Origin of the sequence: Limnothrix sp. PR1529 (genome assembly GCF_002742025.1) — a bacterium.
GTDB lineage: Bacteria > Cyanobacteriota > Cyanobacteriia > CACIAM-69d > CACIAM-69d > CACIAM-69d.
In genome coordinates this window covers 1-12,909 of the sequence record NZ_LIRO01000026.1, presented here as the reverse complement: position 1 = coordinate 12,909, position 12,909 = coordinate 1, and the positions used below count along the sequence as shown (strand labels likewise).

Here is a 12,909-nt window from a genome sequence, read left to right as displayed (position 1 = left end):
GCCCCCGACCCACCCCCTCGCGCACGGTCAAACTCGACGGAGCCAATTTGCCCGATGAGGTGGTGGTGGATTACGAAGAGTTGCCCCCGCGCCCGCCGCGGCCCCGTCGCCCACCGGCCGGGTAAGGGGAGTTTGGGTGGTTCGGGAGGAACCGATTCGCGCTCCTGCGCTTCCCAGACGGGTCAAAGCAAGCCGCTACAATGGTTAACAGCCGTGCTGAACGGTCGTTGGCCGCGTTCTGGTGAACAGCAGGAGCCAACCATGCTGGTTAACAGCGCTGAAGTTTGTTTTTGAGTGCCTGCCCCGTGAGTTCCACCGTTCCTCCAGTGCGATCGACCTTGCAACCCGCCATTTCCCTGAGCAACGTCACCAAGGCCTTTTCCACGGGAACCGTTGCCCTACAAGATGTGTCCCTCACGATCCACGAGGGCGAATTTTTGAGCTTGGTGGGGCCCTCTGGTTGTGGGAAAAGCACCATTTTGAGCCTGATTGCGGGTCTGAGCAGTCCCACCCAAGGAGATTTGACTTGGCAGATGCCGGACGCTCGCCGGAATTTGGCCTTTGTGTTCCAAGATTCTGCCCTGCTGCCTTGGGCAACGGTGCAGGAAAATATTCGGTTGCCATTGAAGTTGGCGGGAATTTCCCGATCGGCCAGCGAAGACCGCGTGGCCGAGGCGATCGAGCTGGTGGGGTTAAAGGGGTTTGAAAAATCCTTTCCCCGGCAACTCTCCGGCGGGATGAAAATGCGGGTTTCGATCGCCCGGGCGATCGTCANNCAACAACACCTTGGGTTGGGTGACGATCGCCCGGGCGATCGTCACCCAACCCAAGGTGTTGTTGATGGATGAACCCTTTGGGGCCCTTGATGAAATTACCCGCAACAAACTGAATGAAGACGTGATGAATTTGTGGCATCAAAAGCGCTGGACGATCGCTTTTGTGACCCACAACATCTATGAAGCCGTTTATCTGTCAACGCGGGTGGCGGTGATGGGGGTTAATCCCGGGCGCATCGTCACGGAGCTGGACATTCCCGAACCCTATCCCCGATCGGAAACTTTCCGTCAATCTCCAACTTTTGGCCAATATCGCTACCAACTGGCGGAAGCGTTGGCCCTCGGCATGGGTGCGACGGTTCCCTTGTAAGAGTGTCAATGGGAGTGGTGCAAATGTAGATTTCGCAAATTTGCCCCAATTTACTCAAAATTGACTGAGCATTAACTGAGCTTGAATTGCAAAATTCTGGTTTTGAATGGCGGGGAAACTCCCTAAAATGATTCCAGAGCCACCCAGCAATCCCTTAAAAACTGCTTGAGAACTGCTGAAAACCCGCTGAAAGATCGGTTTTGAGCATTCCTTCCTGATCCTGAATCTTCTGAATTATTCCCGCAATTTAAAGCCTATGAGTCGCAGTCGTTCTCCCCTAATTCCCAAGCGATCGCTCATTCAGCGCGTTTTTTCCGCCGACGTACTGGCCCCCTTGGGGGTGGGACTGACTTTTCTGTTGGCTTGGGATTTATTTGTGCAAATCACCGGACTGCCACCCTATCTACTCCCTCGGCCTGGCTTGGTGTTGCAAACCCTATTTGAAAACTGGAATGAGCTGTTTTCGGCCCTAATGGTGACGCTGCAAATTACGATCATTGCGTTTTTGGCGGCGGCGGTTTCTGGCCTAGGGATTTCCGTGCTGTTTACAGTGAACAAGTGGATTGAACGGAGCCTGTTTCCCTATGCGGTGATTCTGCAAACCACACCCTTGGTGGCGATCGCGCCGCTGATTGTGATTTGGCTCAAGGATAATACGCTGGGAGCATTGGTGCTTTGTGCCTGGATTGCGGCCTTTTTTCCGGTGGTTGCTAACACCACCTTGGGGCTGAACAGTGTTGATCGGAACCTAACTAACCTCTTTAAGCTCTATAACACCAATCCTTGGCAGCGATTGATTTATCTCCGGTTACCCAGCGCGTTGCCCTACTTCCTAGGAGGACTACGAATCAGCGGTGGCCTGTCCTTAATTGGAGCCGTGGTGGCGGAATTTGTGGCCGGAACCGGTGGCGCAAAATCAGGCATTGCCTATCAAATTCTGATTGCCAGTTATAACCTACAAATTCCGAAAATGTTTGCAGCATTGTTGTTGGTGACGGGCTTGGGGATTTTGATTTTTGTGGGTCTTTCAGCCCTGTCCGATGCCCTTCTCAAAGATTGGCATGAAAGTGCTGTCAAGCAGGAAAGTTAGGTGGCTTGAAAGGGGAGCTTGAAAGCGCTTAAAAGTGGCTGACTTCCAATCCCTGATTTGCAAACAATCTCCCAACAATCAAACCCTGAAATTGAGCCTTAAAATTATTCCCATGACCGCCCCCTCACCCGTTGAAAATGCTGCTCAGTCAATCGCCCTGGTGGCTCCGACCCTGACGGAAGGGTTTGAGTTGCCCTCAATGGTGAGCAATTTGGCAGGGCTGCAACGGGCGATCGCCCAGGATCCCGATCGCTGGCGACCGTTGGTGTTCACCAATGGCTGCTTTGATTTGCTCCACGCGGGCCATGTGCGCTACCTGAATGCGGCGCGCGCGTTGGGGCGATCGTTGGTGGTGGGGTTGAACAGTGATCAATCGGTGGCGGGCTTGAAACCAGCGCGGCCCGGGTTCCCCCCTCGCCCAATCGTGCCCCAGGCCCAGCGGGCGGAGGTGTTGTTGGCGCTGCGGGCGGTGGCGGCGGTGGTGATTTTTGAGCAACCCACAGCCACGGCACTGATCGAAGCGTTGCAGCCCGACATCTATGTCAAAGGGGGCGATTATCGGGTGGAAACCTTGCCGGAAGCGCCGGCCGTCTTTGCCGGAGGTGGCCGCATTGAGCTGGTGAAAATTGAAGTGCCCAGCAGCACCAGCGGTTTGGTGGAGCGGATTTTGGCGGCCCGTCCCCAGGAGCCATAGGCCATGGCGGAGGATTGGGCTGCGGAGTTGGCCCCCAGCAGCGCCACGGAACCTTGGTCAGTGGCCACCCTCAACCAGTGGCTGAAGGATTGCGTGGAGGCGGAACCGGCGCTTCATCGGGTTTGGGTGATCGGGGAGGTGTCCAGCGCCAAGCCATTTCCCAGCGGCATCTATTTCACTTTGACCGATCGGGAGGCAACGGCCGCGATCGGCTGCGTGGTGTGGCGAGGCCAGGTCGATCGACTGGCGAGCTTGCCCGAACCGGGTCAGCAGGTAATCGCCTTGGGAGAATTGCAGCTTTGGCCCAAACGGGGCGAGCTGAAGCTAGTGACCTGGCAACTACTGCCGGCCGGGGCGGGTTTGCAGGCGCTGCGAATGCAACAGCTCCACGATCGCCTGGCTGCCGAAGGATTGTTTGATCCCGATCGCCGTCGGCCCCTGCCCGCTTTTCCCCAAACCGTGGCGGTGATCACGTCTCCCCGCGCGGCGGCCTGGGGAGACATCCAGCGCACCTTGCTTCAGCGCCATCCCGGCTTGCGGGTGTTGTTTGTGCCTGCTTTGGTGCAGGGCGATCGGGCCCCAATCAGTCTGATGCGGGCGATCGCGCAAGTGGTGGTGGATGGTCGAGCCGATTTGCTGATTTTGGCCCGGGGTGGCGGGGCCACGGAGGATCTATCCTGCTTCAACGATGAGCAACTGGTGCGCACCCTAGCAGATTGTCCGATTCCAGTGATCACGGGCATTGGTCACCAACGGGATCAATCCCTTTGCGATCGGGTGGCGGACTGGTGTGCCCACACGCCCACGGCCGCAGCGGAACGGGCCGTGCCGAGCCTGGTGGAGTTGCGCAACCGCTGGGCTGAACAGGCCTTGGGCCTGAAGTTAGCCATGGATCGCTACTTACAGGATCGACTCGATCGGGTGGATCTGCTCCAGCAACGGTTGGGACGGCTGCGCCCCGATCGTCAATGGCAGCGGGAAACGGAGCGGCTGACGGATATTCAGCGGCGGTTGGGCATGGCCATGCAACACCGGCTCGATCGGGAACAGCAACGGCAACAGGCCCTCAACCAGACCCTGCGATCGCTGGATCCAAACCAAGTGTTGCAACGGGGCTATAGCTTGGTGCGCAATGATCAAGGGGCGATCGTTCGGCGGGCAGCCCAAGCCCAACCGGGCGATCGACTCCGAATTCAGTTGGCCGATGGGTGGTTAGAGGTGAAAGTGATTCCACCCCCAACCGAAATCGCGCAACTCTCGATCGACCTTAAGCAGTCGCCCTAGATTTGCTGTTGATTAACCCTCGATCTGCCCTAAACCGTTTCCGGTTCGCGTTCCTGGACTTGCGGTTGGAATTGGAACAGGGAATAAACCACATTCCGGCGCATGTTGGTCATCATGTCCAAGAAGAGTTCATAACCTTCGCTCTTATATTCCACCAGCGGATCCTTCTGGCCATAGCCGCGCAGGCCCACCGTTTCCCGCAGCGCGTCCATCTGCTGCAAGTGCTCGCGCCAGAGGGTGTCAATTTGCTGAAGGATGAAATAGCGTTCCGCGTCGCGCATCAGGCCAGGGCGCAGGCTGTCGATTTGCCCTTCCTTGATGTCGTAGGCAATCCGCACTTGCTCGGCCAGGAAAGTCTTGATTTCCGTGGGGTTGAAGTCCTCAATCTGTTGGGGAGTCAGGTCTTGGATGGTGCTGACAAATTCCTTTACCTTGTCCACCATCTTCTCCAGATTCCATTCCTCCGCTGGCAAATCGGGATTCACATAGGCATCCACAATGTCGAACATTGTCCGCTCGGCATATTCAATCACCCGCTCTTTCAGGTCTTCCCCTTCAAGGACGCGGCGACGCTCGGCATAGATGGCCCGACGCTGGTTATTCATCACCTCGTCGTATTCAAAAACCTGCTTCCGAATGTCGTAGTAATAGGTTTCGACTTTCCGTTGGGCCCCTTCGAGCGATCGGGTCAGCATTCCCGACTCGATCGGCATGTCCTCTTCCACGCGGAACATCTGCATCAGGCCGGCCACCCGATCGCCCCCAAAGATCCGCAGCAGGTTATCTTCCAAGCTCAGGAAAAACCGAGTGGAACCGGGGTCACCTTGGCGACCCGCCCGCCCGCGCAACTGGTTATCAATCCGGCGCGATTCGTGGCGTTCCGTACCGATCACATGCAGGCCACCCAGTTGGATTACCTCTTCATGTTCACTGTCGGTGAAGGCTTCGTATTCCCGGCGAATTTGGTTGTAGGCTTCCCGCAGACCTTGCACCACTTCATTGTCGGTGGGGGCCTTTTCCGAGGCGATCGCCAACAGTTCTTCGGCTTCTAGCTCCGGGAGCGATCGCTCGCCATAGGTCTTGACCGCAAAGGCCACCGCATCCTTCAGCATCTTTTCCGCCTCGGTCGTAATTGGCGTGGGGAAAATTTCCGGAGCCGCTTGCCAGGTTTTGCGCTTCTTGCCCGAGTTGCCAAAGCCCTGGGCCTTTTGCCGGCCACTCAGGCCCGCCACCTGCATCACCTCAAATTCATCTTCCTCTTCCAGGCGCACCAGCCTGGGCATCAGGTATTCCCGCACCTTCAGCCGGGCCATGTAGTCCGCGTTCCCGCCCAAGATGATGTCCGTGCCGCGACCGGCCATGTTCGTGGCGATCGTCACGGCTCTGCGCCGCCCCGCCTGGGCCACGATTTCCGATTCCCGCTCCACGTTTTCCGGCTTGGCGTTCAGCAGGTTGTGGGGAATGTTGCGCTCCGCCAGCAGTTCCGATAGCAATTCCGACTTTTCAACGCTCGTGGTTCCCACCAACACGGGGCGACCCATTTCGTGCATTTCCAAGCACTCTTCGGCCACGGCCTTCCACTTGGCCACCTCGGTTTTGTAAACCACATCCGAGTAGTTCTTCCGCGAGTTGGTGCGGTTGGTGGGAATGATCGTCACTTCCAAGTTGTAGATCTTCTCAAACTCGGCCTCTTCGGTTTTGGCCGTGCCGGTCATGCCCGCCAGTTTGGGATAGAGCAGGAAGAAGTTTTGATAGGTGATGGAGGCGAGGGTTTGGGTTTCGTTCTGGATTTCCACCCGCTCCTTGGCTTCGATCGCCTGGTGCAAGCCATCGCTCCAGCGGCGACCCGGCATCACCCGCCCGGTGAATTCATCCACAATCACCACTTCCCCGGCCCGCACGATGTAGTTCACATCTCGCAGGTAGAGTTCCTTGGCCTTCAGGGCGTTGAAGATGTAGTGGGCCCAGGGATCTTCCGAATCAAACAGATCCGTAACCCCCAACATTTGCTCGGCGGCGATGAATCCCTCATCACTCATGATCACGTTGCGGGCTTTTTCGTCCACTTCGTAGTGGTCATCGCGCACCAGTTGCCGCACCAGCTCATCGGCGGTCAGATATTTTTCGGTGGGGCGATCGACCTGGCCAGAAATGATCAACGGGGTGCGAGCCTCATCAACCAGCACCGAATCCACTTCGTCAATCACGCAATAGTTAAAGGGCCGCTGCACCACTTCATTGATGGTGGTGGCCATGTTGTCGCGCAGATAATCAAACCCTAGCTCACTGTTGGTGGCGTAGGTGATGTCGCAGGCATAGTTCCGGCGGCGCTCTTCGGGACTCATGCCCTGCTGAATCAGCCCCACGGACAGGCCCAGGAACCGATGCACCTGGCCCATCCACTCGGCATCCCGGCGGGCCAAGTAGTCGTTCACCGTCACCACATGCACCCCGCGGCCTGTGAGGGCGTTCAGGTAGGACGGCAGGGTGGCCACCAGGGTTTTTCCTTCCCCGGTCTTCATTTCTGCAATTTGCCCGTTGTGCAGCACAATGCCGCCCAGGAGTTGCACATCAAAGTGGCGCATTCCCAACACCCGCTTGCCCGCTTCGCGAACCACGGCAAAGGCTTCGGGCAGGATGTCGTCTAGCAGTTCCTTGCGTTCGCTGTCGTTGCGGGCTTGGGCCAGTTTTTGGCGAAATTCGGCGGTTTTGCCCCTGAGTTCGTCGTCCGACAGCTTCGCGATGTCCTCTTCAAGGAGGTTGACTTCCACCACGTCGGGTTGGAACCGCTTGAGTTTGCGGGCGTTGGGGTCTCCCAGCAGAGCTTTCAACATGGCAGGCGATCGGGTGGCGTACTAGGCGAGATAATGGGGGCCAATGCAGTTGGCCGGTGGCGATCGCCCGATCGAGCGTCATGACGCGATCGAGCTGTGGCGCGCCTCCATCGTATCACCGCACCTTTGCGCCGGGCCGGTTCGGTTTCCCGTCGCGGCCGGTGCAAGGACACGATCAACCGGAGGTCCAGGGCCCACAACGCCACTCAACCGCATTGGCCCGCCGTTGCACGCTATTGAGATTGAGGCCGATCGAGCCATGACCACCACCCTTGACAATCAGATGAACCAACCGGAATGGAAACAGGGGGCGGCGATCGAGCTGGAAATCACCGACCTGGCCGATTCGGGGGATGGCGTGGGCCGTTGGGCCGATCGGGTGGTGTTTGTGCCGGAAACCGTACCGGGCGACTACCTATCGGTGCGGCTGTTGCAGGTGAAACCCACCTTTGCCCGGGCCAAAATTTTGTCGATTCTGGATCCTTCGCCCGATCGCGTCCGCCCCGGCTGCATCGTGGCGGACAAGTGCGGCGGTTGCCAATGGCAGCATGTGGCCTATGGATCCCAACTGCTGGCCAAACAGCGACAGGTGGAACAGGCCCTCACCCGGCTCGGAGGCTTTGAAGAGCCACCCGTTTTGCCCATTTTGGCCGCCGCTGCCCCCTTGGCCTACCGCAACAAAGCCACCTATCCCGTGGCTCCCGGCCCCGATGATCAAATTCGTGCGGGCTATTACCAAAAGGGCAGCCACAAAATTGTGAACCTGAACCAATGTCCCGTGCAGGACGATCGACTCGATCCCCTGCTGCGACAGGTGAAACAGGACTTGACCGCCAGCGGTTGGGAACCCTACGACGAAACCACCCACACGGGCACGGTGCGTCACTTGGCTCTACGGATTGGGCGGCGCACGGGCGAAATGCTCCTCACCCTGGTGGTACGCGACTGGGAAGCGCTGCCCGGTTTGGTCACCCAAGCGGAACTGTGGCGCGAGCAATTTCCGCAGTTGGTGGGGGTCTGTGTGAACCAGCAGCCCCAGCGCAACAACGTGATTTTTGGGCCCGAAACCCGCTGCGTTCTGGGGCGGCCAGCCCTGGAGGAACACCTGAATGGATTGGTGTTTGAAATTCGCCCGGAAACTTTCTTTCAGGTGAACACCGACCAAACGGAAGAACTGCTGAAAACCATTCACCAACAACTGGCCCTGACCGGCCGGGAAATTTTGGTGGATGCCTATTGCGGCGTGGGAACCCTGACCCTGCCCTTGGCCCAGCGAGCCGGCCGGGCGATCGGGATTGAAGCCCAAGCGGAAGCCGTCACCCAAGCCCGCCACAACGCCGAACGCAACCAGCTCACCAATGTTGAATTTCAGGTGGGGAAAGTGGCGGATCTGCTGCCCCAATTGGGACTGCAACCGGACGTGGTGTTGTTGGATCCGCCCCGAAAAGGTTGTGAGCCGGGCGTGATTGAAGCCTTACGGGCGATCGCCCCATCCCGCATTGTTTACATGAGCTGCAAGCCGGCCACCCTGGCCCGAGATTTGAAGCTGCTCTGTGAACAGGGGCAATATCAGCTCGATCGGGTGCAGCCAGCGGACTTTTTCCCCCAAACGCCCCATGTGGAATGTGTCGCCTTTCTGAGTGAGCGCCGTTAAGATGATATGGGCGATCAAACTCCCTTAACTGTCCTATGGCCAATGAACCAGTCCTAGCTCAAGCGCTCCGCACTTTGCCCGCTCCCGCTCCTGAGGCGGTTGTTGTCGATAACTTTGTTGACGCTCTGATGGATGTCTTGGGGTTCGACAAGCAAAAACGAATTCCCCAATTCGCCACGGGCCAGGGTGCAGATCACGTTGACTTTGCCGCACGCTATGACGATTCAGAAGGGCGATCGTTTATTCAATCTCCCGTGGATCCCTACTTCCTGGTGGAAGCGAAGGGAACCGATAGCAATTTAAGTTATGGCACGCCGCAATATCGATCGACCTTCAATCAATTGCGGCGCTATCTGCTAGCGCCCAAGTGCAAAAATGCCCAATGGGGATTGATCATTAATTCAGTCCACATGCAACTTTTTCGGAAGCACCATAAGGTGATTTTTCCGGCCACTCCCTGCTTGGAAATCAAACCCGAAACGATCGATCAAGTGGTTCATAACCAGATTGCTCCCCTGTTGCGCCAACCGTCCCGCGCCTTGGTGGTTGCGGTTTACAACAACAAAGGCGGCGTAGGCAAAACCACCACCACCATTAACCTGGCCAGCCTTCTCAACTTCATTGGCTATTCGACCTTGGTGATTGATTTTGACCCAAACCAACGGGATTTAACCGAAACCCTGGAGGTTACCAGTCAATCGCCAACTCTGTTTGACTGCCTGGATGACGATCGACTTGATATTCATGAGGCGATCGCGACCTATCGCAAGCTCGACAAAAAAGCCAACAAAGAATATGGCATTGACATCCTACCTGCCCCAAAAGTTGAAGATCTCAAAACCGATGACCCGAACAGCAAGGGCATTGACATCAACGATTTGATTCGCAAAATTGGCTATCACAAACTCAAAAAAGCCATCGACTCCCTGCGCTCTGAGTATGACTACATCTTCATCGATTCACCACCCAACTGGCAATATTTCAGCCAAGAGGCGGTTTATGCATCTGATGTGATCTTGATGCCAGTCAAGCCCAACAATGTCTACTCGATCGACAATGCCGCCGAAGCAATTCGCGAATTTTTTCCAGCCATTCAGGCCAAGCGACAAGATGGCGGCCCGATCGCCCTTCCGATTTTCTTCAATGGCGAAAAACTCTCCAATTCTCAGCACCAGCGCGTGCGAGTTTACCTAGAAGAGTTAATTGCACGCCATAAGAAGGACTATAAATTTGACCTTACACCCTACTTTTTTCCGCGATTGACCAATGCTCGAAAAGACTATCGGGTTTTTGAGCTGGAAAATCATGCCGAAATTTCTGGAGCCAGCTTCTCGCGCTTGCCAGCGGTCTACGCCCACAAAACCGCTCGTGACTATTACCTGAATCTTGCCAAGGAGTACTTCATCCAATGAGCAATGTTGGGAATCTGATGCATCTTTGGATGCACAAAGTTCGGTCTGGGTTGCCCACAGCCGCGCCCAGCTTTTTGGTGCAAGGCGCAGCAGACATTCTGACGCGATCGGGCGGATCAAACTGGTTGCCCGTGGTGGTTCGGGAAATTCAAGACCCTGAATATGACTATGAAGTAATCGGCAACTCTTTTGTTTATTCAGCAGCCGCAGAAGCCGGACTCGATCGCATTTGGTGCGTGGTGGCGGAAGATAGCGAACTCGCGATCGAGGTGGCGCGGGTTTTATCGCAGGAAATTGCACCCCGCATTAACCTTAGCTCTGCATCCTATGACCAAATTATTGAAGCGCTAGAATATGTGGTGAGCCAGCCAGACACACCGCTCAAAACCTTGAAAGTACAGCTCGCAGCTCCCCGGATCAGCGAAGCCCCCCGAGAAACTTGGTCAGATTTGGAGCCAATCACAAAGCTAAAGTGCGGCATCACCAAGGGGCCAAAGCTGGATTATTTACAGCGCGTTTTTTACATTACGCCGCCGCCATTGCCTCCAATTCCAGAATCATCAATTTTGAAATCCTTGAAGGTCAAAGAACTCAAGGATCTGGCGCGGTTGCATGGTCTGGCGAGCAAACCGAACCCCAAGAAAAACGACTTGGTTGCTTTGTTAGATCAGGCACGCTCAAGCTAACGAAATCCGTCAAGCGGGTTGACCGAGTGATCATGCAGCCCCCCATGATTCCCGATACGGTGATTGAGTTTTCAATCATCGATCGGGAAATTTATTGCATTAAACCGAAATTCTAAAAGCACCTTTCCGATTCCGAAAGCTCATCCAATTTCAATCCTAATCATGCCATTCACACAGTACAAAACCATCGCGGATGTTTTGGCAGAGTTCCCGATGACTTATCAGGAAACATCTTTCCTTGAACATCATGCCCTCGCGATCGATCCCAGCTTTGTGAATCGCTTGCAACTGGTTTTGACCGAAGGCATGGTTTTCAATTCGGAATATGCAATTTGCGAAAATATTATTTCGCCGATTTTGACGGAAGTGTGGCGATCGTATGTGGGAGAGTTGCTGATTTGGAGTCATCAACCGTTGCGTTATAGCGATGAATTGTCGGGCACGCCGGATTATGTGGTGGCACGGCGATCGCCCCGAGGAAAGGTGTTGTTTGAGCAGCCCTATTTGATTCTGATTGAAGCCAAGCGAGATGATTTTGAAGCGGGCTGGGGTCAATGTTTGGCGGGATTGTGGGCGGCGCAACGGTTGAACCAAGAGGGCGATCGCCCGTTGTTTGGCATTGTCTCCAATGGGAAGTTATGGGAATTTGGGCGGCTGTGGGGCGAAACCTTCACAAAACACCCGACGGGCTACACACTCGATCGATTGCCTGAACTGATGGGGGCGATCGACTGGATTTTCGCCATGAGTACCAGGTTGCCCATCATGTCATCGGGGCCAGCCAATTGATCTGCCGCGCAATCATTTTCATCACTGACATTCATCACCAGAATTTTGAATTCACTGCCAAAATTATTTCTACGGAACCGCAACAGGATTAGCCAACTCTGATCGCGTTGCGAGTTGCTGTTGATGGAACTGTTCGAGCCAATGTTTGACCCGGTAGGTGGCCAAACAATCGTCCTCGTTGTAGGTGACGATCGCCTCTAAATAGGAGCGATCGCCCGTTTTCAACCAGCGATCGTACCAATACACCGCCTGGGAACCATTGGCCGTGCTGTCTCGCCACCCAAAACCCAAATACCCAGCAATTTGCTTCAGGGCATAGCCTTCCACCGGCAACACCACCGTTTGCGTCACCCAAGCATGGACATCCACAAACCGATCGAGCAGACGCTCTAGCCGCTGACTGGCGCAACCATAGAGCTTGGCCAGGCGCTTGCTGGCATCCCGCTCATACTCACAAAAGTGGAAAATCGGCGCGGTGGGGTAGCGATCGACCAGCGCCAAAAAGTCATCCCAAACCCGTTGCTCATCCTCAGGGGTTTCCGCCAGGAAGCGGTGAAACGTCGGTTCCGGCTGCGATCGATCCACCACCAACACGCCCAGCAGGTAATCCAGCGAAAGATCCGGCTCCGCTTCAATGTCGAAATAGAGTTCCACCGGAGCGGCCGGCAGGCGATCGGGCGACCAGGCCTCGCGGCTGGCCAGGGCGATCGGCTGTTGGGTCAAAGTGGCGCGGGTTTGCACCAACACCGCCTCCGCCGCGCCGTCAAATTCGGGAAATTCCTGGAGCCGATCGAGCGGTGTGGCCGCCAACTGTTCGATCGTCTCGATTTTCAGCCGCTCCAACACCCGGTAGCGGGCAGGAGTCACACCCGGGATCAGCGACAGGTGCTTGGCTTGCCGCGCTCGATCGGTGCAGTCGCCCACCCAATGGCAGAGGGAACAGCGGTTGCGAGAAATGAACAGATCCGGCTCCCGATCGTCCTCCATCAGCGTGTCGATTAGGTTCGCCAGCAAGTCTTGCACCTGCTTCAGCCGTGTCCGCAAGTCCACCCAATGGGGCGATCGACCGCGCAACACCACCCCCGCCTTAGCCGGAGCCGCTCCCTGGATCATTGTCAACAAGTCCGCATGGAGCGCCGCCACGAGCTGATATTCCAGCTTCGGCTTCTTGCCCAACCGGATATCCACCGGCTCATAAATCCAATCGCCAAAGGCCGACTGACCCGGCCGTTTCACCAACAAATCGGGATGGCCCACCAGCTCCACGCCGGGGATTTCCTCCACCCGCAACAGCCCCCCGACGATCAACCCCGCCCCCGC

The 12,909-nt window shown here is 56.3% G+C and carries 9 protein-coding genes and 2 pseudogenes; 9 read left to right on the top strand and 2 right to left on the bottom strand.

Annotation, left to right across the window (positions count from 1 at the left end):
• Positions 1-305: 305 nt before the first annotated feature.
• From AMR42_RS21045 to xseA, 5 genes and pseudogenes are all read left to right on the top strand, one after another.
• A pseudogene (locus tag AMR42_RS21045) lies at positions 306-774 on the top strand (ABC transporter ATP-binding protein); the annotation flags it as partial.
• A gap of 2 nt (positions 775-776) precedes the next feature.
• Positions 777-1,146: pseudogene (locus AMR42_RS21565) on the top strand (ABC transporter ATP-binding protein); the annotation flags it as partial.
• A 256-nt stretch (positions 1,147-1,402) separates the two neighbouring features.
• Positions 1,403-2,236, top strand: a complete 834-nt coding sequence (locus AMR42_RS04540; protein WP_099532282.1) for an ABC transporter permease — start codon at positions 1,403-1,405, stop codon at positions 2,234-2,236.
• 199 nt (positions 2,237-2,435) lie between these two features.
• Complete coding sequence (locus AMR42_RS04535) at positions 2,436-2,930, top strand: adenylyltransferase/cytidyltransferase family protein (RefSeq protein WP_099532284.1); 495 nt, start codon at positions 2,436-2,438, stop codon at positions 2,928-2,930.
• 3 nt (positions 2,931-2,933) lie between these two features.
• Complete coding sequence (xseA, locus tag AMR42_RS04530; protein ID WP_099532281.1) at positions 2,934-4,214, top strand: exodeoxyribonuclease VII large subunit; 1,281 nt, start codon at positions 2,934-2,936, stop codon at positions 4,212-4,214.
• A 29-nt stretch (positions 4,215-4,243) separates the two neighbouring features.
• On the opposite strand, the gene secA is transcribed toward xseA, so the two are convergent.
• Positions 4,244-7,048: a preprotein translocase subunit SecA gene (secA, locus tag AMR42_RS04525; RefSeq protein ID WP_099532280.1), complete on the bottom strand. Its 2,805-nt coding sequence runs from the start codon at positions 7,046-7,048 to the stop codon at positions 4,244-4,246.
• A 283-nt stretch (positions 7,049-7,331) separates the two neighbouring features.
• On the opposite strand from secA, the gene rlmD reads away from it, so the two are divergent.
• The 4 genes from rlmD (at position 7,332) to AMR42_RS04505 (ending at position 11,589) form a co-directional block, all read left to right on the top strand.
• On the top strand, positions 7,332-8,702 hold the full coding sequence (gene rlmD, locus AMR42_RS04520; RefSeq protein ID WP_099532283.1) for a 23S rRNA (uracil(1939)-C(5))-methyltransferase RlmD: 1,371 nt from the start codon (positions 7,332-7,334) through the stop codon (positions 8,700-8,702).
• A 35-nt stretch (positions 8,703-8,737) separates the two neighbouring features.
• Positions 8,738-10,114: an AAA family ATPase gene (locus tag AMR42_RS04515; protein WP_099532279.1), complete on the top strand. Its 1,377-nt coding sequence runs from the start codon at positions 8,738-8,740 to the stop codon at positions 10,112-10,114.
• Positions 10,115-10,143: 29 nt separating this feature from the next.
• Positions 10,144-10,800 carry an SAP domain-containing protein gene (locus tag AMR42_RS04510; RefSeq protein ID WP_190355105.1) on the top strand — a complete coding sequence of 219 codons (657 nt, stop codon included), beginning with the start codon at positions 10,144-10,146 and terminating at the stop codon, positions 10,798-10,800.
• 162 nt (positions 10,801-10,962) lie between these two features.
• The gene (locus AMR42_RS04505; protein ID WP_099532278.1) at positions 10,963-11,589 is read left to right on the top strand and encodes a hypothetical protein; all 627 of its coding nucleotides are present in this window, start codon (positions 10,963-10,965) and stop codon (positions 11,587-11,589) included.
• Positions 11,590-11,658: 69 nt separating this feature from the next.
• On the opposite strand, the gene AMR42_RS04500 is transcribed toward AMR42_RS04505, so the two are convergent.
• The coding region (locus AMR42_RS04500) for a TM0106 family RecB-like putative nuclease (protein ID WP_099532277.1) at positions 11,659-12,909 on the bottom strand (1,251 nt) is incomplete at its 5' end.

Excerpts from the sequence above, each read along its gene's own strand:
- AMR42_RS04540 (WP_099532282.1), top strand. The coding sequence starts at position 1,403 with ATGAGTCGCAGTCGTTCTCCCCTAATTCCCAAGCGATCGCTCATTCAG.
- AMR42_RS04535 (WP_099532284.1), top strand. The coding sequence starts at position 2,436 with ATGGTGAGCAATTTGGCAGGGCTGCAACGGGCGATCGCCCAGGATCCC.
- xseA (WP_099532281.1), top strand. The coding sequence starts at position 2,934 with ATGGCGGAGGATTGGGCTGCGGAGTTGGCCCCCAGCAGCGCCACGGAA.
- secA (WP_099532280.1), bottom strand. The coding sequence starts at position 7,048 with ATGTTGAAAGCTCTGCTGGGAGACCCCAACGCCCGCAAACTCAAGCGG.
- rlmD (WP_099532283.1), top strand. The coding sequence starts at position 7,332 with ATGAACCAACCGGAATGGAAACAGGGGGCGGCGATCGAGCTGGAAATC.
- AMR42_RS04515 (WP_099532279.1), top strand. The coding sequence starts at position 8,738 with ATGGCCAATGAACCAGTCCTAGCTCAAGCGCTCCGCACTTTGCCCGCT.
- AMR42_RS04510 (WP_190355105.1), top strand. The coding sequence starts at position 10,144 with ATGCACAAAGTTCGGTCTGGGTTGCCCACAGCCGCGCCCAGCTTTTTG.
- AMR42_RS04505 (WP_099532278.1), top strand. The coding sequence starts at position 10,963 with ATGCCATTCACACAGTACAAAACCATCGCGGATGTTTTGGCAGAGTTC.